This window comes from Nocardia sp. NPDC004068 (assembly GCF_042874315.1).
Taxonomy (GTDB): Bacteria; Actinomycetota; Actinomycetes; order Mycobacteriales; family Mycobacteriaceae; genus Nocardia.
On sequence record NZ_JBIAMW010000004.1, the window covers coordinates 445,458 to 467,999 of the forward strand.

At 69.5% G+C, this 22,542-nt stretch carries 25 protein-coding genes; 18 read left to right on the forward strand and 7 right to left on the reverse strand.

Annotated elements, in window-relative coordinates; translation table 11 throughout:
- Positions 1-426 precede the first annotated feature (426 nt).
- The 7 genes from ACFYTQ_RS12665 (at position 427) to ACFYTQ_RS12695 (ending at position 7,038) form a co-directional block, all read left to right on the forward strand.
- Positions 427-1,116 (forward strand): response regulator transcription factor, encoded by a 690-nt coding sequence (locus tag ACFYTQ_RS12665; protein WP_387359901.1) that lies wholly within the window; start codon positions 427-429, stop codon positions 1,114-1,116.
- Positions 1,117-1,194: 78 nt separating this feature from the next.
- Positions 1,195-2,613 carry an ATP-binding protein gene (locus tag ACFYTQ_RS12670; RefSeq protein ID WP_387360196.1) on the forward strand — a complete coding sequence of 473 codons (1,419 nt, stop codon included), beginning with the start codon at positions 1,195-1,197 and terminating at the stop codon, positions 2,611-2,613.
- 121 nt (positions 2,614-2,734) lie between these two features.
- Positions 2,735-4,123 (forward strand): S1C family serine protease, encoded by a 1,389-nt coding sequence (locus ACFYTQ_RS12675; RefSeq protein WP_387359903.1) that lies wholly within the window; start codon positions 2,735-2,737, stop codon positions 4,121-4,123.
- Positions 4,124-4,212: 89 nt separating this feature from the next.
- Positions 4,213-4,707: a molybdenum cofactor biosynthesis protein B gene (locus ACFYTQ_RS12680; protein WP_387359905.1), complete on the forward strand. Its 495-nt coding sequence runs from the start codon at positions 4,213-4,215 to the stop codon at positions 4,705-4,707.
- Positions 4,708-4,793: 86 nt separating this feature from the next.
- Entirely contained in the window at positions 4,794-5,243 is a 450-nt protein-coding gene (locus ACFYTQ_RS12685) for a hypothetical protein (protein ID WP_387359907.1), read from the forward strand.
- A gap of 376 nt (positions 5,244-5,619) precedes the next feature.
- Positions 5,620-6,297, forward strand: a complete 678-nt coding sequence (locus tag ACFYTQ_RS12690; protein ID WP_387359909.1) for an MspA family porin — start codon at positions 5,620-5,622, stop codon at positions 6,295-6,297.
- Between the two features lie 60 nt (positions 6,298-6,357).
- Positions 6,358-7,038, forward strand: a complete 681-nt coding sequence (locus ACFYTQ_RS12695; RefSeq protein ID WP_387359911.1) for an MspA family porin — start codon at positions 6,358-6,360, stop codon at positions 7,036-7,038.
- A 75-nt stretch (positions 7,039-7,113) separates the two neighbouring features.
- On the opposite strand, the gene mscL is transcribed toward ACFYTQ_RS12695, so the two are convergent.
- The 4 genes from mscL to ACFYTQ_RS12715 all read right to left on the reverse strand — a co-directional run bounded on the left by mscL (position 7,114) and on the right by ACFYTQ_RS12715 (position 9,441).
- Positions 7,114-7,521 carry a large conductance mechanosensitive channel protein MscL gene (gene mscL / locus ACFYTQ_RS12700; RefSeq protein ID WP_387359913.1) on the reverse strand — a complete coding sequence of 136 codons (408 nt, stop codon included), beginning with the start codon at positions 7,519-7,521 and terminating at the stop codon, positions 7,114-7,116.
- 130 nt (positions 7,522-7,651) lie between these two features.
- The gene (locus tag ACFYTQ_RS12705) at positions 7,652-8,350 is read right to left on the reverse strand and encodes an SAF domain-containing protein (RefSeq protein ID WP_387359915.1); all 699 of its coding nucleotides are present in this window, start codon (positions 8,348-8,350) and stop codon (positions 7,652-7,654) included.
- Positions 8,351-8,459: 109 nt separating this feature from the next.
- On the reverse strand, positions 8,460-8,783 hold the full coding sequence (locus tag ACFYTQ_RS12710) for an FmdB family zinc ribbon protein (RefSeq protein ID WP_387359917.1): 324 nt from the start codon (positions 8,781-8,783) through the stop codon (positions 8,460-8,462).
- 67 nt (positions 8,784-8,850) lie between these two features.
- Entirely contained in the window at positions 8,851-9,441 is a 591-nt protein-coding gene (locus tag ACFYTQ_RS12715; protein ID WP_387359919.1) for a 5-formyltetrahydrofolate cyclo-ligase, read from the reverse strand.
- Positions 9,442-9,652: 211 nt separating this feature from the next.
- Here ACFYTQ_RS12715 and ACFYTQ_RS12720 point away from each other — a divergent pair, with 211 nt between their 5' ends.
- From ACFYTQ_RS12720 to ACFYTQ_RS12760, 9 genes are all read left to right on the forward strand, one after another.
- A complete protein-coding gene (locus tag ACFYTQ_RS12720) occupies positions 9,653-10,591 on the forward strand; it encodes a UTP--glucose-1-phosphate uridylyltransferase (protein WP_387359921.1) in 939 nt (312 codons plus the stop codon).
- A 57-nt stretch (positions 10,592-10,648) separates the two neighbouring features.
- A complete protein-coding gene (gene glp / locus ACFYTQ_RS12725) occupies positions 10,649-11,902 on the forward strand; it encodes a gephyrin-like molybdotransferase Glp (RefSeq protein WP_387359923.1) in 1,254 nt (417 codons plus the stop codon).
- Between the two features lie 26 nt (positions 11,903-11,928).
- Positions 11,929-12,582: a GNAT family N-acetyltransferase gene (locus ACFYTQ_RS12730; RefSeq protein WP_387359925.1), complete on the forward strand. Its 654-nt coding sequence runs from the start codon at positions 11,929-11,931 to the stop codon at positions 12,580-12,582.
- Positions 12,583-12,943: 361 nt separating this feature from the next.
- The gene (gene glpR, locus ACFYTQ_RS12735) at positions 12,944-13,951 is read left to right on the forward strand and encodes a gephyrin-like molybdotransferase receptor GlpR (protein WP_387359927.1); all 1,008 of its coding nucleotides are present in this window, start codon (positions 12,944-12,946) and stop codon (positions 13,949-13,951) included.
- 159 nt (positions 13,952-14,110) lie between these two features.
- Complete coding sequence (locus tag ACFYTQ_RS12740) at positions 14,111-14,419, forward strand: hypothetical protein (RefSeq protein ID WP_387359929.1); 309 nt, start codon at positions 14,111-14,113, stop codon at positions 14,417-14,419.
- Positions 14,419-14,847, forward strand: a complete 429-nt coding sequence (locus tag ACFYTQ_RS12745; RefSeq protein ID WP_387359932.1) for a hypothetical protein — start codon at positions 14,419-14,421, stop codon at positions 14,845-14,847. Before ACFYTQ_RS12740 ends, ACFYTQ_RS12745 begins: the two co-directional genes overlap by 1 nt.
- Entirely contained in the window at positions 14,837-15,442 is a 606-nt protein-coding gene (locus tag ACFYTQ_RS12750) for a TetR/AcrR family transcriptional regulator (protein WP_387359934.1), read from the forward strand. Before ACFYTQ_RS12745 ends, ACFYTQ_RS12750 begins: the two co-directional genes overlap by 11 nt.
- A 77-nt stretch (positions 15,443-15,519) precedes the next feature.
- Positions 15,520-16,317 carry an NAD-dependent epimerase/dehydratase family protein gene (locus ACFYTQ_RS12755; RefSeq protein ID WP_387359936.1) on the forward strand — a complete coding sequence of 266 codons (798 nt, stop codon included), beginning with the start codon at positions 15,520-15,522 and terminating at the stop codon, positions 16,315-16,317.
- A 346-nt stretch (positions 16,318-16,663) separates the two neighbouring features.
- Positions 16,664-17,458: an aldose 1-epimerase gene (locus ACFYTQ_RS12760; protein ID WP_387359938.1), complete on the forward strand. Its 795-nt coding sequence runs from the start codon at positions 16,664-16,666 to the stop codon at positions 17,456-17,458.
- Here ACFYTQ_RS12760 and ACFYTQ_RS12765 read toward each other — a convergent pair whose 3' ends face one another.
- Positions 17,459-17,635, reverse strand: coding sequence for a hypothetical protein (locus ACFYTQ_RS12765; RefSeq protein ID WP_387359940.1), 177 nt, complete (start codon positions 17,633-17,635; stop codon positions 17,459-17,461). It lies immediately after the preceding gene.
- Between the two features lie 157 nt (positions 17,636-17,792).
- Between ACFYTQ_RS12765 and ACFYTQ_RS12770 the strand changes: the two genes are divergently transcribed.
- Positions 17,793-18,782, forward strand: a complete 990-nt coding sequence (locus tag ACFYTQ_RS12770) for an AraC family transcriptional regulator ligand-binding domain-containing protein (protein WP_387359942.1) — start codon at positions 17,793-17,795, stop codon at positions 18,780-18,782.
- A gap of 219 nt (positions 18,783-19,001) precedes the next feature.
- On the opposite strand, the gene ACFYTQ_RS12775 is transcribed toward ACFYTQ_RS12770, so the two are convergent.
- Complete coding sequence (locus tag ACFYTQ_RS12775) at positions 19,002-19,166, reverse strand: hypothetical protein (RefSeq protein ID WP_387359944.1); 165 nt, start codon at positions 19,164-19,166, stop codon at positions 19,002-19,004.
- A gap of 157 nt (positions 19,167-19,323) precedes the next feature.
- Between ACFYTQ_RS12775 and ACFYTQ_RS12780 the strand changes: the two genes are divergently transcribed.
- A complete protein-coding gene (locus ACFYTQ_RS12780; RefSeq protein ID WP_387359947.1) occupies positions 19,324-20,163 on the forward strand; it encodes a glucose 1-dehydrogenase in 840 nt (279 codons plus the stop codon).
- Positions 20,164-20,319: 156 nt separating this feature from the next.
- Here ACFYTQ_RS12780 and ACFYTQ_RS12785 read toward each other — a convergent pair whose 3' ends face one another.
- A complete protein-coding gene (locus ACFYTQ_RS12785) occupies positions 20,320-22,467 on the reverse strand; it encodes a catalase (protein ID WP_387359949.1) in 2,148 nt (715 codons plus the stop codon).
- Between the last annotated feature and the right edge of the window lie 75 nt (positions 22,468-22,542).

A 22,542-nucleotide genomic window follows, 5' to 3' on the forward strand; every position in this document is an offset into this window, starting at 1 on the left:
CAGGTTGGACAGACTCCTCTGCCATGGCCGCGGTGCAGTGCCCATCCCGCTTCCGTCGCCTCCACTCGCGTAGTCGCCTCGGCGTCCGCCCCCGCTGCCCGAGGCCCCGTTCACGAGGAGCGCCGTTCCCGGTGGGTGTTGTAATTCGCACTCAGTGAACTGTCGGCCGTACGGGTCCCACGGGTTGAGAACCAACTAGAGGTCTACTTTTACCGCAGGCAACATACCGTGTGAACACCCTCGCGGCAATTCGGTGCTTTGTCCTGCGGTTCGCCGAAATTCGCTGTGCGCGAGCGTTTTCGCGCGTTCGGCGAAATCAATACCGCCCGCTGCGAGTCGAACGCGCAGGTCATCCCGTCGGATAGTCTGGCGTGTCGCGGGTTTGCTTCTCAGTCGGCTCTCAGTCGATACGGTCAGACTGTGCCCATGCGCATTCTGGTAGTCGACGACGACCGCGCGGTTCGCGAATCGCTGCGCCGGTCGCTCACGTTCAACGGCTACTCCGTCGATCTGGCGGTGGACGGGGTGGATGCCCTCGACAAGGTCGCCGCCGCGCGACCCGACGCCCTCGTGCTCGACGTGATGATGCCCCGGCTGGACGGCCTCGAGGTGTGCCGCCGCCTCCGCAGCACCGGCGACGATCTGCCGATTCTGGTTCTGACCGCGCGCGATTCGGTCTCCGAGCGGGTCGCCGGGCTCGACGCGGGCGCCGACGACTACCTGCCCAAACCGTTCGCCCTCGAGGAACTGCTTGCCCGGCTGCGCGCGCTGCTGCGCCGCACCGCGGCCGACACGGCCGTCGAAGCCTCGGAGACCATGCGTTTCGCCGATCTCTCGCTCGATCCGGTCACCCGCGAGGTGGCCCGCGGCGAACGCGCGATCAGCCTGACCCGAACCGAGTTCTCGCTGCTGGAGATGCTGATGGCCAATCCGCGCCGGGTGCTGACCCGCAGCCGCATCCTGGAGGAGGTGTGGGGGTACGACTTCCCCACCTCCGGCAACGCGCTCGAGGTCTACATCGGCTACCTGCGGCGCAAGACCGAGGCCGACGGCGAACCGCGGCTGATCCACACCGTGCGCGGCGTCGGATACGTGCTGCGCGAGACGCCCCCGTAAGGCGCGGACGTCGTGGCGAGAACCAATCCACGTCAACCCGTGATCGCCGGATTCGGGTTGCCCGCGGACTCGTCGGAGATGCGGCCGCCCATGCCGCTGACGAGTTCGGTGACGTTGCGCTGGCGGGTGACGCTGCTGGCGGCCTCGGTCGTGTTCGTCGCGGTCGCGCTCACCTCCATCGCGGCCTACGCGATGGTCGCGCGGTCGCTGTACGCCGATGTGGACAATCAACTGCGGGCCCGCGCGCAGGTCATGGTGAACAACAACATCGACGAGGCGAGTTTCTCCACGTTGTTCACCTTCAGCGCGGTCTACTCCAACGACACCGGCATCGCGATCGTGTATCCCGAGCTGCCCGATACGCCGCTGACCCTGCTGAATCCGCCCATCGGCGCGCCCGAGCGGGCGGTGGTCAAGGGCACGGTCGACACCTCGCTGCGCACCGCCGACAATCAGCGCGTCTATGCCCGGCACACGAAAAACGGTGCGACACTTGTGCTTTCGCGGTCGTTGCAGCCGACCAAGGAGACCTTGGACCGGCTGGCCTGGCTGATGTTCGTGGTGGGCGGCTGCGGGGTGATCCTCGCCGGGGCCGCGGGAGCGGGCGTGGGCCGCACCGGTTTACGGCCGATCGCGCGCCTGACCGCGGCCACCGAGCGGGTGGCGCGCACCGACGACCTCACCCCCATCCCGGTCGTGGGCGACGACGAATTGGCCCGGCTCACCGAGAGTTTCAACTCCATGCTGCGGGCGCTGGCCGAATCCCGGGAAAGGCAGCGCCGCCTGGTCGCCGACGCGGGCCACGAATTGCGCACGCCGCTGACCTCGTTGCGCACGAATATGGAACTGCTGATGGCGTCCTCGCGCCCGGGCGCACCGGAAATTCCGGAACAGGAGATGGCCGAGTTGCGGGCCGACGTCGTCGCGCAGATCGAGGAATTGTCGACGCTGATCGGCGATTTGGTGGATCTGGCCCGCGAGGACGCGCCGGAAACGGTCTACGAGCAGGTGGATCTCGGCGAGGTGGCGGAGCGCGCGCTGGAACGGGCCGGGCGTCGCCGCACCGGAATCGAGTTCGACGCGGAGCTGCGGCCGTGGTTCGTCTACGGTCACGAGGCCGGCCTGGAACGCGCGATTCTCAATGTTCTCGACAACGCCGCGAAATGGAACGCCGAGGGTGAGCCGGTCCTGGTGACCATGCGCGAAACCGGCCCGGGGCTGCTGGAATTCGCGGTCGACGACGCCGGGCCCGGTATTCCGGTGGCCGAGCGGGAACTGGTCTTCGAGCGCTTCTACCGGACCACGTCGTCACGGTCGATGCCCGGTTCGGGGCTGGGCCTGGCGATCGTCAAACAGGTCGTCACCAAACACGGCGGCACGATCACGATCGACACCTCGGCCCGCGGCGGCGCGCGCATCCGCATCGTCCTGCCGGGCGCGCCGTCCTCGCAGCTCGAGGACGAGGGACGCACCGAAGCCGGGGATTTTCCCAGGTGAGTTGGATCCTAGGATGGCACGGGTATGACCACAGATGTCTAGCGGAACTGACAGTGCGGTCTCAGGGCGCTCTCAGTCGAGGTCACCACACTGGCGACAGGCTCGAGGAGAAACGAGGGACATGACCGAGGATTCGAAGGACAGGCGCGAGGAACCGGACGTGGCCGAGCAGCGGCCGACCGAGCACGAGCATTTCGCACCGCCTGCGGGACAACAGGTTCCGTATCAGCACGGTCCATCCGGCCAGAGTTCTCCGTACGACCAGCATCCCCCGCAACCGACCGCACCCCTTCCGCCTTATCAGCAGTCGCCCTATGGTCCGCCCGTGGGGCAGGGGTTCGAGGCGCATTCCGGGCCGGGGCAAGGATTCGGCGCGCAACCCTCGCAGCCGCCGCGGCGGCGCGGGCTCGGCGGTCTGATCGCGGCGGCCATCGCGCTGGCCCTGGTCAGCGGCGGCATCGGCGGGGCGGTCGGCGCACTGGTCAGCGGGCGCGACGACTCCGGTCCGGTCAGCAACGCGCTCAACTCCCCACCGCCCAAGACCGCGCCCATCGCCAACGCGCCCGCCGGGACCGTTCCGGCCGTGGCGCAGAAGGTGCTGCCCAGCGTCGTGATGATCCGGGTGGCCGGGGCGCGCGCGGAGGGCGAGGGTTCGGGCGTGGTGCTGTCCAGCGACGGCCTGATCCTCACCAACAACCACGTCGCCAGCGGCGCCGGACCCAACGCCAAGATGGACGTCCAGTTCAGCGACGGCGGCACGGCCTCGGCCTCGGTGGTCGGCACCGACCCCGTCTCGGATCTGGCCGTCATCAGGGTCACAGGTAAGCAGGGCCTCACGCCGATCGAACTGGGCTCCTCGGCGAATCTTCAAGTGGGACAGACGGTTGTCGCGATCGGCTCGCCGCTGGGCCTGGCCGGAACGGTCACCACCGGCATCGTCTCGGCGCTGAACCGCCCGGTCTCCACCAGCGGCGAGGGCGCGAACGCCCAGCCCCCGGTCATTTCCGCCATCCAGACCGACGCCCCGATCAACCCGGGCAACTCCGGCGGCGCGCTGGTCGACATGGACGGCAAGCTGATCGGCATCAACACCGCCATCGCCACCCTCGGCGCGTCCGAGGTGTCCGGCCAGCAGAGCGGTTCGATCGGCCTGGGCTTCGCGATCCCGGTCGATCAGGCCCGCCGCGTCGCCGATCAGCTGATCAAAACCGGGCACGCCACCTACGCCCAGGTCGGCATCACCGTGAACCGGGCCGAGGACACCACCAACGGCGCTCGAGTGCAGGACGTCACCCCCGACGGCCCGGCCGCCAAGGCGGGCATCCCGGCCGGGGCGGTCGTCACCAAGGTCGACGACCAGATCATCGACACCGGCAACGCGCTGGTGGCCGCGATCCGGTCGCATCAGCCCGGCGACAAGGTCAAGATCAGCTACACCGAACCCAACGGCCAGAACCCGAAGACCGTCGAGGTCACCCTCGCGGCCGCACCCGCGGAGGCACCCCGATGACCCCTCGCCAGCGGACCCTCGGTCCGATCCCGGATTCCGTTGCCGGGGGACAGGACCCGTTGTCGGACACGGACGCTACGGTGAGCGGCATGGAAATCGATGCCGCCGTGGCCGGCCGTGCTCTTGTCGTGATCGTCGACGACCGAACCGCTCATGGCGGGGTCGATTCGCTCGGGCCGCTCGTGGTCGAACTGCTCACCGAGGCCGGTTTTCTGGTCGACGCGACCGTGCTGGTCGCCAACGACGAGGTCGAGATCCGCAACGCGCTCAACACGGCCGTCATCGGCGGCGTCGACCTGGTGATCTCGGTGGGCGGCACCGGCATGTCCCCGCGCGACGTCACCCCCGAGGCCACTGCCGAGGTACTCGACCGCGAACTCCCCGGCATCAGCGAGGCCCTGCGCTCCTCGGGCCTCGCCGCCGGCTCCCTCGACGCCGGCCTGTCCCGCGGCCTAGCCGGAGTCTCCGGCAGCACCCTCGTGGTCAACCTGCCCGGCACCCGCCCCGCGGTCCGCGACGGCATGGCCACCCTGGGCCCCCTCGTCGGCCGCGTCATCGACGAACTCTCGGGATTGGCGGAGTAATCCCCACCCCGGCCACCCCCGACCCGACCCCCCGCCCGTCTCGGGCGGGGGGTTCGGTTGGTTCGGGGGATGAGGGTGCCGCGCGAGTGGAAGATGCCGAGCGGCCCCGCGACGCTGGGCGGGTACAAGACGCCGAGCAGGCACGGGACGCCCAGCGAACGAAGGACGCGGCGCGAGCGGAGGACGCCGAGCGGGTGCGGGACCTCGGGCGGGCACAACACACCGGGCGGGCCCAGGATGCCGATCGGATGCAGGACGCCGGGCGGGCCGGGGACACCGAGCGAGCGAAGGATGCCGCGCGGGTGCAGGATGCTGGGCGGGCCGGGGACGCCGGGCAGACGCTGGATGCCGAGCGGGAGCAGGGTGCTGGGCGGGGGAAGGGGGCCGGGCGTTCGCGGGAGGAGGTGGCTCGGTTGGCGCGGATCTTTGGGGAGACTCTTCCGCAAACGACCAGTGACGAGCGGTCGGCGGGTGGGGAGTCGGCGGGTACGTCCGACGAATGGTTGCGTTCACAAGTGCCGCCGCATCACCGCTGAGGGCGGGTCGCGGGCCCGGCCGGGGCACGGACCGGTCTTGTTTCGGAGTCCTCACAGCATTTATGCGGGGGTTGTTATATGAGCGAGATTCCTGTGTGATTCAGATCACACTGCCTTTACGGGCGCTTACGTTGTCATGTAGTTCCCGGGCCGTTTAATGTTCGCCTTTGGGCTGTCCAACCTGCGGTTCTGGATAGCCCGGGGAAGGCGCCTCGCGCCGACCTCGCCGGAACAAGGCCCGTTCCGACTGTTTGCAGGAAATTGGTTGTCGGTTACACGACGGCAACAATCCGGCGACAAACTGAGCTGGGCCTGAAAGGACCGCTTCCAGCCTCGGTGGTCGAGGCTGACCGTTAGAAACCTGATGAGGGGAAGTATGAGCGAGAACCGCACCAACGGTTTGCGGCGTGGTGCCCGTTTTGCGGGCATCGGCGCGGCCGCTGCCGTGGCCATCGGCCTTTTCTCTACCGGTGCTGCCAACGCCGACGCCTTCGTGCCGTTGCCGGACGGCCAGAAGCTGGGCCCCGACGGCGTTGTGATTACCCGCACCGGCGAGCATGCCGTCGTCTCGCCGTCGCTGGCGGGCAACGGCGCCGGGCGCACCGTGTGGGTCACGGGTAACGCGATCGCCGATGTGCCGAACGCGCCCGAGACCACGGCCGGTCCGTGGAACGGCCCGACCAACAACCCGGGCTCGAACAACTCGTCCACGCACGGCACGTCGATCGTGAGCACCGGCTACATCGTCGGCTGCCAGGTCAACATCGCCAGTGACGCGATCTCCGCCGGTCTGTCCGGCAGCCTGAGCCTGACCGACGGCAGCCTCGGCGGCTCCATCGGCCTGAACCTGGGCCCCGGCCAGGTGGCCTTCGTCCAGCTGGACAGCAAGGACATCACCAAGCCCGGCACCTACTCGGTCGAGTACCAGGACTCGGAGATCCAGATCCAGAACTGCGCGGGATATGCCCAGGCGCGCGCGTACACCGTCGTCGAGGTCGTCGGCGATCACTACTCGAAGACCACCCTCTACGGGCAGCCGTTCAGCATCGGCTGACGTGGTCGAATCCGCCAAAACCATTCTCGCGAAAGCGTTTCACCCTAGAGGGACCACAACATGAACATCCGTAAGACCGTGGCTCGCGCGGCCGGTGTCGGTGCTGTCGCCACCGCTGCGCTCGGCCTCTTCTCCACCGGCGCCGCCAACGCCGACACCTTCGTCCCGCTGCCGGGCGCGGACCTGACCAAGACCCTGTCCGATGGCACCGTGGTGCACATCTGGATCGACGGCGAATCCGCCAACATCAACCCCTCGCTGGGCTCGACCCCGCTGCACCGCAACGCGTGGGTGAGCGGTTCGGCCCACGTGAGCATCTCCGGCAACCCCAACGCCTCGGGCGGCAAGATCTTCCCGGGCTACACCGTCGGCTGCCAGGTCAGCATCTCCGGCGGTGGCGTCGAGGGCGGTCCGACCGTCGGTGCCAGCTGGGACTCCCAGGGCAACGTCACCCCGTCCGCCGGCGCCAGCGGCGGCGGCAACCTGACCCTCGGCCCCGGCCAGGCGCAGTCGTTCTACGTGCTCGACATCGAGCAGGCCGACGACTACGGCAACGAGTCGCACAAGACCCGCAACAAGTTCAGCGGCACCGACGGTTCGGTCTCCTGGGCCGACGAGACCATCGGCCTGACCGGTTGCGCCGGTTACGCGCAGGCTCGCTCGTTCGTCAACGTCGAGGTCGAGACCGACAACGTCATCAGCTGGGTGACCGTCTGGGGCCAGCCCTTCAGCATCGGCTGATCCCCGAAACCGCCTGAGCGGCAACCACAATGGGCTCGGTGCGCACGCGCCGGGCCCATTGCGCTGCCCGCCGCATCACGATTCGTGCCGACCCCCGCCGCTGCGCCTGCCCTCGGCCAGCAGATCGCGGATCTCGGTGAGCAGCTGGGTGTCGGTGATCGCCGCCTCCTTGTCCTTGCCCCAGCGCTTCATCGCGTGCGAGGCGGGCAGGACCAGGACGAAGTACAGGATCGCCGCGATGATGACGAAGTTCAGCGCCGCGGTGATGATCGGCCCGATCGCGATGAACGTGGCCGGTTTGCTCGAATCCAGCTGAATCCCGAGGCCGAGTTCATTGGTGCCGCCGAACAGCGCCAGCAGCGGATTGATGATTCCCTTGGTGAAGGCCGTGACGATCTCGACGAAGGCCGTGCCCATCACGACCGCGACCGCCAGATCGATCACGTTCCCTCGGAACAGGAAGTCCCGGAAACCCTTCAGCATTGCGGCTCCTGTCTCGCTCGGCGCGGCTCGTGGCCGCCGAACCTCTGGTCAAGACATCTGATGTGATCGCTGACTGCTATCGAACCGGTTAGTCGGGATGCTAGTGGAGTTCGTCGGCAAATGCTCGGCGTCAATGAAACAGCACGGTGAGTTCGGTGCGTAGCGACGCGGCCGCGACGGCGATCGCGGGAGCCGAGTCCAGGGCCACGAGCACGATCCGCTCGTCGGCGGGGCCGCGCCGATTCTCGGCCGCGGTGACCAGGACGACGACCGCGTCGGCGGCGAGGGTGCGCGGCGGTCCCGCCCGCGCCGGATCGGCGCCATCGCGTTCGGCCGCGAGCACGTCGACCCGATCGCCGACCCGCAGGATCTCGGCAACGGCCTTGTCCGCCAAGCGAATCGGCACGATGCGCGCGTCCGGTCCGGCGGCGGCACGGGCCAGGCGCGGACCGAGCACGCGCAGATCGGTCAGGATCTCCCCGGAGCGGACAGCGCCGGACACGGTCGCGCCGAGCACGGCCGAGGGGTCGCGCACGCTGCCCTCGGGGACGAACCCGGCCGGACGCGCGACGCGTCGCACGTCCTCGGCGGCCACGACGCGCCCGGGGGACAGGTCGCGGGCGGCGACGACGACGTCGGTGGAGTGCACGGACGGATCGCCGCGAATGAACAGGGCGGCGGCGCAGAGGGTCAGGATCGCGGCGAGCGCGCGCCGCAGGAAGGTCGCATCGGCCCACGAAGGCCGGTGTCGCACAAGGAATTCCCAGGGCGGCTCCCGGCCGAGGTCGGCGGTACCGCTTCGGTCACTCGGATTCGGTCGCAGAGGCATACCCGGAACGGTACGGCCGAGCGACGACCGTACCGCCGGGAAAAGCCCTGGTCGGAATCAGTCTGTGGATAAGAGATTCCCTGTGCACAACTCGCCGGGCGGCGAGCCGTCAGGCCGCGGTGCCGGTGGTCGACGCGCTGGTGGTCGACGCCGACGAACTCGACGACGACGAACCCGACGAGGAGGAACTCGACGACTCCGAACCCGACCCGTTCGAGCTGGCCGCCTTGGCCGGTTCGCTCGCGGTCGAGGAGCCGCTACGGCTGTCGGTGCGGTAGAAGCCGCTGCCCTTGAAGACGATGCCCACCGAGTTGAAGAGCTTGCGCAGCTTGCCGTCGCACTTCTCACAGGTGGTCAGAGCGTTGTCCGAGAAGGACTGCACGATGTCGAACTTGTCGCCACACTGCGTGCACTGATACGAGTAAGTAGGCACTCCAACCTCCACAGTCTCCGTCGGTTAGCACTCTACAGCCGACAGTGCCAACAGCGCCAATCCACGGTTAATTCCCGTCCAGAAGTCGCGTCCCGCCGCCCGGCGTCAGCGCCCACCCCATCCGCCGATCGTGCGGTTCCTCGGGCAGCCGCTCGACCACCTCGTCGTCGCGCACCACGGCGACGAGCCGCGCATCGGGCCGCGCCGCGGGCAGCGTCCGGTCGTAGTACCCCGCGCCGCGCCCCAGCCGCACGCCGCGCCGATCCACCGCGAGCGCGGGTATCACCACGACGCTCGCCAATCCGATTGCGGCACAGGACATTCGGTCACCGGACGGTTCGAGCAGTCCCCAGCGCGCCGGGCGCAGCGAGTCGGCCCCGGTGTACTCGGCCCAATCCAGCGGCCCGGGCGGCCCGGTCACCGGCAGCAGCACCCGCGACCCGCCCGAGCGCAGCGCGTCGAGCAGATCGATCGACCCCGGCTCGTTCCCGACCGGCACATAGGCCGCCACCCATTCCGGTCGGTCGCTCACCAAGGCCCGCGCGGCGCTCGCCAGCGCCGCCGACTCCGCCGCCCGCACCTGCGGCGGAACCGCCGCGCGCCGGGCGAGCAACTCCGTCCGCCACCGCTGTTTGTCACGCTGACCAGCCACGTCCACAGGGTCACACTAGGGGAGCTATCGCAGACCGCGGGGTTTCGTCGGCGTACCGGCGGGGAATCAGTTCATGCGATCCGGAACGGTTTCACCGACCGGTTGCCCGGATTCAGCTCGTCGGGCGGCCACGGTCGAAGACCCCTAGGCTTCCGGGATGCCGGGCCCGAGCGAAGCCGGTCCCGCGGACGACCATCGATGGATAGGGTGAGCCTTTATGACAGCTGACGCGGACACGCCGTCCTGCTTCCGCACCGCGGTGGTGCCGGCGGCCGGCTTGGGGACTCGCTTTCTGCCGGTGACCAAGACCGTGCCGAAGGAGCTGCTGCCGGTCGTCGACACGCCCGGCATCGAACTGGTCGCGGCCGAGGCCGCCGAATCCGGCGCCGAACGCCTGGTGATCGTCACCTCGCCCGGAAAGGACGGTGTCGTGGCGCATTTCGTCGACGACATGGTCCTGGAGAGCACGCTCGAGGAACGTGGCAAGCACAAGCTGCTGGAGAAGGTCCGCCGCGCCCCCGGCCTGCTCGACGTCTCCTCGGTCGTGCAGGAGGAACCGCTCGGCCTCGGTCACGCCGTCGCCCAGGCCGAACAGGTCCTCGACGACGAGGAGGACGCCGTCGCGGTGCTGCTCCCCGACGATCTGGTGTTGCCCAGCGGCGTGCTCGAGGTGATGTGCCGGGTGCGGCGCAAGCGCGGCGGCTCGGTGCTGTGCGCCATCGACGTGCCGAAGGACCAGGTCAGCGCCTACGGCGTGTTCGACGTCGAACCCGTGCCGGACGCGGTCAATCCGAATGTGCTGCGCGTCAAGGCCATGGTCGAGAAGCCCAGCCTCGCCGACGCCCCCTCCACCTTCGCCGCGGCGGGCCGCTACATCCTCGATCGCGAGATCTTCTCCGCGTTGCGGCGCATCGAACCCGGCGCGGGTGGTGAACTGCAGCTCACCGACGCGATCGCGCTGCTGATCGCCGAGGGACATCCGGTCCATGTCGTAGTGCACCGTGGGTCGCGCCACGACCTGGGCAACCCTGGCGGTTATCTTCGTGCTGCGGTCGATTTCGCGTTGGAGCGAGACGAATACGGCCCCGAGCTCCGCGAGTGGCTGGAACGTCGGCTGGCTCCCGACTGGAATCCGCAGCTGACCCCGTCCGAGTGACGCGGACGGCCCGGGTCCGGTCGGCCGCGTCGAACACTGGACATGAGGAAGGGCTGCATGCGCTCGGTTGAGGACCAGCAGATCAAGGTGACCGCGGCGGCCGTCGCGCCGCGGCCCGTGCGGGTCGCGATCTCCGAGGCCCAGGGTTTGCTGTGCGCCGAGGACGTCGTCACCGAACGCCCGCTGCCCGGCTTCGATCAGGCGGCGATCGACGGCTACGCCGTCCGCAGCGTCGACGTGCAGGGCGCGGGCGTCGACATCCGTGACGAGGACGGCGAGCCCGTCGATCTCACGCTGCCGGTGGTGGGCGAGGTCCCGGCCGGTTCGCGCCAGCCCATCCGCCTGCAACCCCGGCAGACCGTGCGCGTCGACACCGGCGCGCCGCTGCCGACGCTGGCCGACGCCGTGCTTCCGGTGGACTACACCGACGGCGGCCGCGCCCGCATCAAGGTCTACGAACCTGTGCGCACCGGCGACTACGTGCGCCGCATCGGCGACGATGTGCAGCCCGGCGACGTCGCCGTGCGCGCGGGCACGATCATCGGTCCCGCCCAGGTCGGTCTGCTGGCCGCGGTCGGGCGGGACAAGGTGCTGGTGCATCCGCGCCCGCGGCTGTCGGTGATCTCCATCGGCGGCGAACTGGTCGACATCGACCGCACCCCGGGCCCGGGTCAGGTGTACGACGTGAACTCCTACGCGCTGGCCGCGGCCGCGCGCGACGCGGGCGCGGACGTGAACCGGGTCGGCATCGTCAGCGCGGACCCCAAGCAGCTGCGCGATGTGGTCGAGGGCCAGCTGGTGCGGTCGGAGGTCGTGGTGATCGCCGGCGCGGTCGGCGGCTGGGTGTCCGAGCAGATCCGCGAGGCGCTCGAGGGGCTGGGCGAACTCGAGGTGGCCCGGGTCGCCATGCATCCGGGTTCGGTGCAGGGTTTCGGGCGACTGGGCCGCGACGAGGTGCCGACCTTCCTGCTGCCGTCGAATCCCGTTGGGGCGCTTGTGGTTTTCGAGGTCATGGTGCGGCCGTTGATTCGGATCGCGCTCGGGCGACGGCATCCGATGCGTCGCGTGGTGCAGGCGCGGACCATCATGCCGATCAGTTCCATGCCGGGCCGCCGCGGCTATCTGCGGTCGCAGCTGATGCGCGACGAGCAGACCGGCGAATATCTGGTGCAGCCGCTGGGCGTGAACGGTTCGGCGCATCTGCTCTCGACGCTGGCCGAGGCGAACAGCCTCATCGTCGTCGAGCCGGACGTCACCGAGATCCGCACGGGCGACGAGGTTCCGGTCGCCTTCCTCGCACAGCGCGGATGACGTTCGCGGCGGGGACACTGATGGATATGAACATGTTCCGGGTCGCCCAGCATCCGGGCTGGCCCGCGCATCTGGGCCCGGTCCGGGTGGCCACGGGCGGACAGGTCACGCTGCGACCCATCCGGTTGCGCGACGCGGCGGCGTGGGCGCGCATCCGCCTGCGGGATCGCGAACATCTGGAACCGTGGGAGCCGACCGGTCGCGGCACCTGGGAGGCGCGCAATCACGCGTCGAACTGGCCGTCGTTGTGGTCGAGCCTCAAGGCCGAGGCCCGCCGGGGCGCGATGATCCCGCTCGTCATCGAGGTCGATGGCGTGTTCAGCGGTCAGCTCACCATCGGCAATATCGTGCGCGGCGCGCTGCGTTCGGCGTGGATCGGCTACTGGGTGGCCAAGGACGTCGGCGGCCAGGGCGTCGCCACCGCGGCCCTGGCCCTCGGCCTCGACCATTGCTTCGGCCCGGTCGGGCTGCACCGGGTCGAGGCGACCGTGCGGCCGGAAAACCTTGCGAGCCAAGCGGTTCTGCGCAACGCCGGGTTCCGCGAGGAGGGTCTGCTGCGCCGCTACCTCGACGTCGACGGCGCGTGGCGGGACCACCTCTTGGTCGCCATCACCTCCGAGGAGGTCACCGGCACCACGGTCGACCGCCTCGTCCGGGCGGGCCGCGTCACCCTGCCCTGATCGGCATGTGCGCGAGGCGAATTCGACGGTGCCGTGCGTGCTTCGAAATGACACCTTCGATATGCGGCCCACGGTGATATCGGTACGCCAACAGCGAGCCCGATAGCCGAGCGGGAACGGCGAACTCGTGTTACTTATGTGGCGGGTGTGGACGGCGCGCCTGCGGGCTATTCCTGTGGCACCCCACTAGCCTACGGACGTCGGTGGTGCGTCCCGTGCTACCGGAAAGGAACCTGTGAAGTGGCCCGATCATGCGGCCGTGGCACACGTGCCGACATGACGAGACAGCGGGCGGGACACGAACGGGGAATGCGAACCGTCGAAGGGACCACGGCCGGGCGGAAACGGAGGTGTGAGCGCGGTGCCGAATTCGATCTTGTGGATCGGTCTCGTCGTGCTCTGGGTCTTCGTGCTGTTTCCGATGCTGGCCGACCGGCATCCGCGCATCCGGCGCACGACCGACGCGGCCTTGGCCACCCGGGTGTTGCATCGCGGCGGCACCAAGCGACGCATGAGAAAGGGACCCGGTGCCGGGCACGAAACCGATCCGGACTGGGTGCCGGCGCGCGTGCAGAGAAAGCTTTTCCACGGCGATGATGCGGAGGATCGGATGACGACATCGGCCGATGAGCCCGTCACCGAGGACGAAACGACCGACGGCACGGGCGATTCGGTCGAGGCGCCCGCCGCGGCGGCCGAGGACACCGAGATCATCGAGGCCGAGGTGGCCGAGGGCGGTGACGACGATTCCGCCCCCGCTGCCGACGAGCAGGTCGGGCCGCCCGTACCCGCCCGGGTCCCGGCGACGGTGACCGCTCCCGAGGAGCCCCGCGAGGTTCCCGAATCCGATTCCGCGCCGGGCGAATTCGTGCCCGTGCGGCGCGGGCGCGGCGGATACGATCCCGAGGCCGACGCCATCGCGCGCGCCACCCGCTACCGCTTCCGGCAGCGCACGGCGCTCGGTCTGGTGCTGAGCATGCTGATGTTCGGCGCCTTCGCCGTGGTGATCTCGCCGATGCTGTGGTCCGGCTTCCTCGTCGCGGGCGCGGTCCTCGTCACCTACCTGATCTACCTCCGCCGCCAGACCCGCATGGAGGAGGAGATCCGCCGCCGCCGCGCCGCCCGCCTCGCCCGCCCCCGCCGCCCCGCGGAGTTCGACGAGGACTACGACGAACCGGCCCCCCGCCCCGAACGCCCCGCGCACCCCGCCAAGGAGTCCACCCGAACCTTGCACCGCCGAGCCGTGGTCCTCGACATCGACGACGAGGACCCCATGTTCGACTACCTCGAACCCTTCGACGCCGCCGCGGCCCGCGCCACCCGCCACCGCGCCGCAGGCGGCGAAATCCGCAGAGCCGCAGGCGAATAGCAACCCAGCGCACCCTTTATTCGGATCCGCACCCCTTGCAGGGCTATGCAAGGGGTGCGGATTCGAATAAAGGGTGCGGCTGTGGGTTGGTATTGCTGGGGAGTGTCATACGAGTGTATGGTCGGGGTTGTACAGTCGTATGACACTTGGGAGGGTGGCATGTTTCGGATCGTCGAGGTGTTGGGGTTGGCGGCGCCGTTCGTGGGGGCGGGGATGGTCATCTATTACCGACGGCGGATGGGGGGTGCGTTCTCGCCCGCGTTGATGGCGGCTGTGGTGGCGGTGGTCGCGTCGGCGGTGGGGGTGGTGACCGGGCGGGTGATCTGGTTCGGCGGGGGTGGGGCCGAGGGGATCGGGGAGCGGATGGAGATCGGGGCGGGGGTGCGGAATCTGTTGCTGGTGGGGGCGTGGACCTTGTTGCTGGTGGCCATTTTTCGGCGGCCCCGGGTCGGACGGGAGGTGCGGTGATGGCCGGGACGTGGTTGTTCGGGGGCAGTGAGGTGGCGGTGGTGCTGCTGGTGGCGGGGTCGCTCGTCGCGGGCGCGCGCTTGGCGGGACGGCATCGGGTCGCGGGGCTTTCGCTGATGGCGGGGGCGGCGGCGTGGCTGGCGGCCGAGGGGCTGCACTGGATTCAGCTCGGGGTGATCGAGCCGCGCCTGCACGGCGAGGAACACGAGTCGAGCCGCCTGATCCTCGGAATGCTCGGTGACACCGTGTATTTCGGCCTGGGCGGGATCGGGCTGCTGCTGTTGTTCTTCGCCGCGGTCGTCGATCGCGCGCCGGACGGGGACGGGCGCCGCGAACCCGTCGCCGTGGCGCGGCAACTCGGGGCGCAGGCGTGGCGCTACTATCAGGACCGCAATCGGCGGGAGAGGAGTCGGCGCTATGGGCGCTAGGCAGGCGGCGTCGGAGCAGGTCGACCGGCGTCGCGAGCTGCTGGACCGCCTCGCTGACGTGATCTCCGAGGAGGGTGTGGAGGGCGTCAGCATCCGCACCCTCGCCGCCCGCGCGGGCGTCTCCATCGGCACCGTGCAGTACTACTTCTCCACCAAAAGCGAACTGCTGCAACGAGTCTGGGAACACGTCCGGGACGAGGCCGCCGACCGCTTCCGGAGTTCCGGCGTCACCGGCGAACCCCCCGCCCGTCAGCTCGAGCGGATGACCGAACTGCTCGTCCCGCCCGCCGCCGACGACCGCCTCGCCCGAGTCTGGCTGGCCCTCGTCGCCCGCGCCGCCCACGACCCCGAGATCGCCGCCCTCCACCGCGCCCAATGGCAGGGTATGGAGGAGCTCCTCACCCGAATCCTCGCCGCCGCCAACCCCGCTCGCGCCGCCGAGGCCCCCGACGCCGCCGCCGAGCTGCTGGCCCTCGTGGACGGCTTCGCCGTGGCGGTGATCACCGAACCCACCCGCATGCCCCCCACCCGAGCCATCCGCATCGCCCACGCGTGGACCACCGGCTGGCTCACCGGGACCGGGAACCGAACCTGACCGACGCCCCGCCGGAGCCGAGAACGCCGCGGCGGGCGAAATACGGTGCACACCAGCATATTTGGAGAAGGGACACCATGACCCCGCAGCGCGTCCTGATCACCGGTGCGGCGGGCATCATCGGCACCTTCCTCCGCCCCCGGCTGGCCCGGCCCGGCCGCACCCTGCGCCTGCTGGACCTCGTCCCGCTCGACCCCGCCGCGCCCGGCGAGGAGATCGTCACCGGTTCCATCACCGACCCCGCCACCATGGCCGCCGCCTGCCGCGACGTCGACGCGGTCGTCCACCTGGCGGGTATCAGTCGCGAGGACACCTGGGCGCGCATCCTCGAATTCACCATCGACGCAACGCATACCGTGCTGGAGGACGCCCGCGCCGCCGGGGTGCCGCGCGTCGTGCTGGCCTCGAGCAATCACGCCGTCGGCTTCCGCGACATCGGCTCGGCGGGCCCGCGCGGCCTGCCCGCCGACAGCAGCCCCCGCCCGGACACCTACTACGGCGTCGGCAAGGCCGCCGTCGAGGCGCTGGGCAGCCTGTACCACTCCCGCTTCGGCATGGATGTCACCTGCCTGCGCATCGGCAGCTGCTTCGAGCGGCCGACCGACGTCCGCCAGTTGTCGCTGTGGCTCTCCCCGGACGACTGCGCCCGCCTGATCGAGGCGTGCCTGGCCACCGAACGAGCGGATTACCGTGTCCTGTGGGGCGTTTCGGCCAACACGCGCGGCGTACTGTCGCCGGACGAGGCCGCAACGATCGGCTACCACCCCCTCGACGACGCCGAACAGCACGCCACCGCCGTACCGCCCGCAGACCTCCCCACCCGCCTGGGCGGCCACTACTGCGAAACACCCTTGGGGCGCGCCGAACCGTCCTGATCTCGCGTACCGCCCGCCGTCCTCCCGCTTGGGCGGCTACTACCGCCAGACGACCTTGGGGCGCGCCGAACCGTTCTGATCCCGCGTATCGCTCGGCGACCTCCCCACCCGCTTGGGCGGCACTACCGCCAGACGTCCTTGGGGCGCCGAACCGTCCTAATCCCGTTACCGCCCGGCGACCTCCCGCTTGGTCGGCCATTACTGCGAGACGCCCTTGGGCGCGCCGAACCGACCTGATCCCGCTTAAGGCCCGGCGACCTCCGCACCCGCTTGGTCGGCCACTACCGCGAGACCCCCTGGGGCGCGCCCAACCGTCCTGATCCCGCCCTGTGCCATGCTGGCGGTCATGAGTGCCGAGGAACCGCGCCTGAGCGCGGGCGACGCCGAACTCACGGTGAGCGCCGAAACGGGCCGGGTGACGGGCTTCCGGGTCGGCGGCGTCGATGTGCTGCGCACCGGACCCCGGTTCGGCTCCTTCCCGATGGCCCCGTGGTGCGGCCGCATGCGCGACGGCGTCCTCGAATGGGGCGGGCGCGCCTACGAACTTCCGCGCAACGCCGCACCGCACGCCATCCACGGCACCGTGCGCGACCACCCGTGGCGGATCACCCACAGTTCCGGTACCGAACTCGTACTCGCCCAGGACCTCGCCGCGCCCTGGCCCTTCCCGGGCCGCGTCACTCAGTCCTTCGCGCTCGCGGCGGACACCGCGACCTTCCGCATGTCCGTCGAGGCCGCCACGGAACCCTTTCCCGCCCAAGTGGGTTGGCATCCCTGGTTCCGGCGCGTCCTCGGCCCCGACGGGGCGCCCGTGGAACTCACCTTCACCCCCGCCTGGCAGGAGGAGCGCGGGGCCGACCACCTGCCCGACGGCAAGCGCATCGCCCCGCTGCCCGGCCCGTGGGACGACTGCTTCGGCATGCCCGACGGCGTGGACGTCACCCTCACTTGGCCCGGCGCCCTGGAACTTTCGATCACCAGCCCCCTGACCTGGGTGGTGGTCTACGACGAGCCCGCCGAAACCGTCTGTGTCGAACCACAATCCGGCCCGCCCGACGGGCTGAACACCGCGCCCCGCCCGGTGCGTCCGCACGCGCCGCTCGCCGCCGAGATGCGCTGGCGCTGGCGGACTCTCGGCTGATCAGGAGGCCCGGGAGGAGTCGGGCACCAGCCGTCCGGACTCGATGAGGATGCGCACCGCGGCCCGGCGGCGCGGGCACTCGTCGGTCCGGCAGTCCAGGTGCATCTGCATGATCGCGTGTGCCTTCTCCGGTGTGAGCTGGATGGGCTCGATCCAGCACGTACTGAACATGTCCACGATTGCTGCCTCCTCCTCGCCCGGTTGGCTCGAGGGTATGCGGAGTTTCCGGGCGAAAGAATGTGCCGACGGGACCGAATATTGGTAATTTCGGACGGTGGTCGTGTTCGATGGTGCGCGGGGCGCTGTTCCTCACGGCAGTGTCAGTGTGCGGATGATGACAGGTGTCGGTAGGGCACACGGAGTCGACGAGTCGACATTGTTGTCGGGCAGCGGAATTGCCGTCGCCGATCTCGCCGACGAGCACGCGAAAATCTGGCCGGATCAGGAATTCACGGTGGCGCGCAATCTGCTTGCCGCCGTGGGCGATCTGCCGGGTCTGGGCGTCGAGACCGCGCATCAGGCCACCATCGGCAAGGCCGGGATCGTCGGCCTCGCGGCGCTGGTCAGCCCCACCGTCGGGGCGGTGCTCACGCTGGCCGTGCGCTATCAGGACCTGGTCGCGGTGGCCGTGCGCTACGAGCTCGAGGAGCACGGCGACGAGGTGATGGTGGTGGTCGACGGCGGCCACATCCCCGAGGACGTGCGCGCCTACTTCGTCGAACGCGAGGTCGCCCTGATCTTCGTGGCGGCCCGGCGGCTCGGGATCGGCCTCCCCGTGCTCCGGCTCGAGGCCGAACTGGACGCCGAACGCGCCGCCGCCCTAGCCGAACTGACGACGCTCGACGCGGATGCCGTGCGGTCCGGGCTCGACCGCACCCAGCTCGTGCTACCCCGCTCCTACCTGGAACAACCCATGCCGCAGGCGGATTCGCACACCGCGTCGCTGATCGAACGGCAGTGCCGGGACGCGTTGCAGCGCTTGGTCGCCGGGGGCTGGCGGCTGTCCACGCTCATCCGCGACCGGCTGCTCCGCGATCCGGGCGCGGTGCCGACGATGGCCGAGGTCGCCGCGGAACTGCACATCACCGCGCGCACCCTGCGTCGTCAGCTCGCCACCGAGGGGGCGACGTTCCGGGGCCTGCTCAACACCGTCCGCGAGACCAAGGCCGCGGAGCTGCTGCGCACCGGCGCGTCGGTGGAGGACGTGGCCCGGCTGCTCGGCTACGCCGAGACCGCCAACTTCACCCACGCCTTCACCCGCTGGCGCGGCATGTCCCCGCGCGCGTATCGGCAATCCTTGCGTAAGACGCCGACTCCGGATTGAGACACCCGGAAATATGCGCACTTGTTGATTAAACCCCTACGCCGCAGCCTGATAGTTGAATAAGAAATTTCCCTCGGGATGCAATTTTCGAAATGCACGAGTGCGACTTGGGCGAGCGACTTATTTCTGGCACGACACCGGCCCGACTTGTCTCGTGCCCCAGTGTGGACTGTGACGCGACACGGATCGGGCCGCCCGACAATGTGGTGCTCGCTGACGCTACCGGGACACGCGGCGGCCCTCGGTGGTCGCGCACCGCACGAGGTGCGCGCCGGCCCGGGACATCGCCGGGAAATCCTCGAGATCCGGCCCATCGGCCGGGTACACCGTCATGCGCTGGGTGTCCTCATCGATTCCGGCTCGTCGGAACTCCGTGTCGAACATGCTGCGCTCCTTGATGGTTGCGGTTCCGCCGGGTTCGGCGGAGCGATGCTCGTACTCCTCCTCGCATACCCCAGTGATCAGGCAGCAAACGGAACCCTCGATTAGTCCCTCCGACCCCGGGTAGAGCCACCGCAGGCCGATTTCGGAAGGAGTGGACATGGGTTTTCCCGAACAACAGCAGGAGGTGCCCGGCGTCCAGGGCGAGATGACCCCGGTACCCGACTGCGGTGAGCAGAGCTATCGGGGCGCGGGCAAACTCACGGGCAAGGCCGCGGTGATCACCGGCGCCGACAGCGGTATCGGCCGCGCCGTCGCCATCGCCTACGCCCGCGAGGGCGCCGACGTGCTCATCGCCTACCTGAACGAGCACGAGGACGCGAAACAGGTTGCGGCCCTTGTGGAACAGGCCGGACGCAAGGCCGTCCTGATGGCCGGGGACCTGGCCGACCCCGCGCACTGCCGCGCCGTCGTCGACCGCGCCGTCGAGGAGTTCGGCCGCATCGACATCCTGGTCAACAACGCCGCCTACCAGATGACCCACGAAACGCTGGACGAGATCAGCGACGACGAATGGGACTACACCTTCGATCTCAATATCGGCGCGATGTTCCGCCTGGTGAAGGCCGCCGTCCCGCATATGCGCCCCGGCGCCGCCATCATCGGCAGCTCCTCGGTCAACTCCGATATGCCCCGCCCCAACCTGGCCCCCTACGCCGCCACCAAGGCCGCCATCGCCAACTTCTGCGCCAGCCTCGCGCAACTCTTGGGCGACAAGGGAATCCGAGTCAACAGCGTGGCCCCGGGTCCCATCTGGACCCCCCTCATCCCGTCCACCATGCCCCCGGAGAAGGTGTCGTCCTTCGGCGACAACACGCCCCTCGGGCGAGCGGGGCAGCCTGCCGAACTGGCCCCGGTGTACGTGCTGCTCGCCTCCGATGAGGGGAGCTACATCTCGGGCGCGAGAGTGGCTGTGACGGGCGGGAATCCGATTCTGTAGCGACGTCCTCGGCTCCGGCGCTGGGCGCCGGAGCCGAGGAACAGGGGGAGGGGGGCCTCCGCGGAGCCGAGGAACAGGGGGAGGGGGGCCTCCGCGCCCCCGCCCCCATGTCCCTGGCCCGGCGCGCCAGCGCCGGGCCAGGGCCCCCGATTCACCTCAAGAGAACCGAGCCCAAACCCGGTGCTCCCCAAGCGCACTCAGCAGATCGTTGGCCGTGAGCTCCAGATCCTCGCCCACGAACACCCCGGGCCGATCGGGTCCGTAGCCGTGGCGCTTGAGCACCTCTTCCCCGGCCCCCGCGGCGGCCAGCGGCTTGCCGTGGCGGAACATCTCCGCTACCAGCAGGTCGACGCGTGAGTCCGCGGCGGTGCTGAGGAAGATGGCCCCGTCGAATTCGACCGAGCGCATCGTCGCGAAGCTGCGGTCGATGGGGATGCCGCTCTGGTGGTCGAGGCTGCCCGCGTGGGGCGCGACGACCATCGGGCTGATCTTGGCGCGTTGCAGGAGGCCGACCAGGTTCTCCAGCAGGGAGTGATCGACCTCGTCGTCGGTGATGACGGCGACCTTGCGGCCGTCGGGGGGGAACTCGCCGCGCAGCTGGGACAGGGCGGGGCTGGGCGGCAACTCGATCGTGGAGAACTCCGGCTGCGGGACCGGCAGGCCGAGCTGGGTGGCGACATAACCGGCCAGATCCGTGTCGACCTCGGCCAGCATCTGCACGCCGCGCTGCCGGATCGTCTCGTCGGCGCACTTGCCCAGCTCGAAGGAGAAGGCGTCGGCCAGATGCTGCTGCTCGATCGCCGTCAGGCTGCGATAGAACTGCCGGGGCTGAGAGTAGTGGTCGCGGAACGAGATCGGGGCGTCCGTCGCCGCCGTCGTACGCACCTTGACCGCGGGCGGCGTGATCGGCGTCGGCGATTCGACATAGGCCCGATCGGCGAACATCGCCGTGTACGGGCAGCCGCCGCCGACCGAGTTCGGCTTGTACACATTGTTGCCCGGATGCACACCGGTCTGGTGGTACCCGTCGCGGAAGTTGTCGTTGATGGGGCTGTGCGGCCGATTGATCGGCAACTGCGTGAAGTTCGGCCCGCCCAGCCGGGTGAGCTGGGTGTCCAGGTAGGAGAACAACCGCCCCTGCAACAACGGATCGTCGCTCGGCTCGATGCCGGGCACGAAATGATCCGGGCAGAAGGCGATCTGCTCGGTCTCGGCGAAGAAGTTCACCGGATTCGCGTTGAGCTGCAACGTCCCGATGATCTGCACGGGCGCGAGCTCCTCGGGCACGATCTTGGTCGGATCGAGCAGATCGATGCCCTCGAAGGTCTGCTCCGGCGTGTCCGGGAAGACCTGCACCCCGAGATCCCACTCCGGGAACGCGCCCGCCTCGATCGCGTCGGCCAGATCGCGGCGATGGAAGTCCGGATCGAATCCGCCCGTCAGCTGCGTCTCCTCCCACAACAGGGAGTGCACGCCGAGGCGCGGCTTCCAGTGGAACTTCACCAGCGTGGTCGCGCCCTCGTCGTTGACCAGCCGGAAGGTGTGGATGCCGAAGCCCTCCATCATCCGGTACGAGCGCGGCAGCGCCCGGTCCGACATCGCCCAGAACGTGTGCATCGTCGCCTCGCGATGCAGCGTCACGAAGTCCCAGAACGTGTCGTGCGCCGACTGCGCCTGCGGGATCTCGCGATCCGGATGCGGCTTGCCCGCGTGGATGACGTCGGGGAACTTGATGGCCTCCTGGATGAAGAAGACCGGGATGTTGTTGCCGACGAGGTCGTAGACGCCCTCCTCGGTGTAGAACTTCGTCGCGAAACCACGAGTGTCGCGCACGGTGTCGGCCGACCCACGCGAACCCAGCACCGTCGAGAACCGCACGAACACCGGCGTCTCGGCATCGGCCTGGAGGAACTTGGCCCGGGTCAGCTTCGACGCCGCCCCGTTGGACCGGAACACGCCGTGCGCGCCGGTGCCGCGCGCGTGCACGACCCGTTCGGGAATGCGCTCGTGGTCGAAGTGGGTGATCTTCTCCCGGAAATGGAAGTCCTGCACCAGCAGCGGCCCGCGCGGGCCGGCCTTGAGGGCGTGATCGGTATCGCCCATGACCACGCCCTGCGAGGTGGTCAACGCCTCGCCGCGCGGTCCACGCGCGCCGGGCTCGGCGGTCACGAGTTCGCCGGTGGGACTGCGGTATTCGGGCTCGCGCTGATCGAGCGCGGGGCCCGGGGGCGGCACCGGCGAACCGGACTCGTCCGGCTTCGGCGGGCGCTGGGGCACCTCGGGCACTGGGGTGGTGTCGCTCATGGGTTTCCTCCGCACTTCTCGTCGGCTTCACGCAGGGGCTCGCGGGCGGGCTACCCGGCCGCGGCCGACCCAATC

Excerpts from the sequence above, each read along its gene's own strand:
- ACFYTQ_RS12680 (WP_387359905.1), top strand. The coding sequence starts at position 4,213 with ATGGAAATCGATGCCGCCGTGGCCGGCCGTGCTCTTGTCGTGATCGTC.
- ACFYTQ_RS12665 (WP_387359901.1), top strand. The coding sequence starts at position 427 with ATGCGCATTCTGGTAGTCGACGACGACCGCGCGGTTCGCGAATCGCTG.
- ACFYTQ_RS12675 (WP_387359903.1), top strand. The coding sequence starts at position 2,735 with ATGACCGAGGATTCGAAGGACAGGCGCGAGGAACCGGACGTGGCCGAG.
- ACFYTQ_RS12730 (WP_387359925.1), top strand. The coding sequence starts at position 11,929 with ATGAACATGTTCCGGGTCGCCCAGCATCCGGGCTGGCCCGCGCATCTG.
- ACFYTQ_RS12720 (WP_387359921.1), top strand. The coding sequence starts at position 9,653 with ATGACAGCTGACGCGGACACGCCGTCCTGCTTCCGCACCGCGGTGGTG.
- ACFYTQ_RS12760 (WP_387359938.1), top strand. The coding sequence starts at position 16,664 with ATGAGTGCCGAGGAACCGCGCCTGAGCGCGGGCGACGCCGAACTCACG.
- ACFYTQ_RS12755 (WP_387359936.1), top strand. The coding sequence starts at position 15,520 with ATGACCCCGCAGCGCGTCCTGATCACCGGTGCGGCGGGCATCATCGGC.
- mscL (WP_387359913.1), bottom strand. The coding sequence starts at position 7,521 with ATGCTGAAGGGTTTCCGGGACTTCCTGTTCCGAGGGAACGTGATCGAT.
- ACFYTQ_RS12740 (WP_387359929.1), top strand. The coding sequence starts at position 14,111 with ATGTTTCGGATCGTCGAGGTGTTGGGGTTGGCGGCGCCGTTCGTGGGG.
- ACFYTQ_RS12705 (WP_387359915.1), bottom strand. The coding sequence starts at position 8,350 with ATGCCTCTGCGACCGAATCCGAGTGACCGAAGCGGTACCGCCGACCTC.
- ACFYTQ_RS12780 (WP_387359947.1), top strand. The coding sequence starts at position 19,324 with ATGGGTTTTCCCGAACAACAGCAGGAGGTGCCCGGCGTCCAGGGCGAG.
- ACFYTQ_RS12745 (WP_387359932.1), top strand. The coding sequence starts at position 14,419 with ATGGCCGGGACGTGGTTGTTCGGGGGCAGTGAGGTGGCGGTGGTGCTG.
- ACFYTQ_RS12770 (WP_387359942.1), top strand. The coding sequence starts at position 17,793 with ATGACAGGTGTCGGTAGGGCACACGGAGTCGACGAGTCGACATTGTTG.
- ACFYTQ_RS12695 (WP_387359911.1), top strand. The coding sequence starts at position 6,358 with ATGAACATCCGTAAGACCGTGGCTCGCGCGGCCGGTGTCGGTGCTGTC.
- ACFYTQ_RS12750 (WP_387359934.1), top strand. The coding sequence starts at position 14,837 with ATGGGCGCTAGGCAGGCGGCGTCGGAGCAGGTCGACCGGCGTCGCGAG.
- ACFYTQ_RS12775 (WP_387359944.1), bottom strand. The coding sequence starts at position 19,166 with ATGTTCGACACGGAGTTCCGACGAGCCGGAATCGATGAGGACACCCAG.
- ACFYTQ_RS12690 (WP_387359909.1), top strand. The coding sequence starts at position 5,620 with ATGAGCGAGAACCGCACCAACGGTTTGCGGCGTGGTGCCCGTTTTGCG.
- glp (WP_387359923.1), top strand. The coding sequence starts at position 10,649 with ATGCGCTCGGTTGAGGACCAGCAGATCAAGGTGACCGCGGCGGCCGTC.
- ACFYTQ_RS12785 (WP_387359949.1), bottom strand. The coding sequence starts at position 22,467 with ATGAGCGACACCACCCCAGTGCCCGAGGTGCCCCAGCGCCCGCCGAAG.
- ACFYTQ_RS12670 (WP_387360196.1), top strand. The coding sequence starts at position 1,195 with ATGCGGCCGCCCATGCCGCTGACGAGTTCGGTGACGTTGCGCTGGCGG.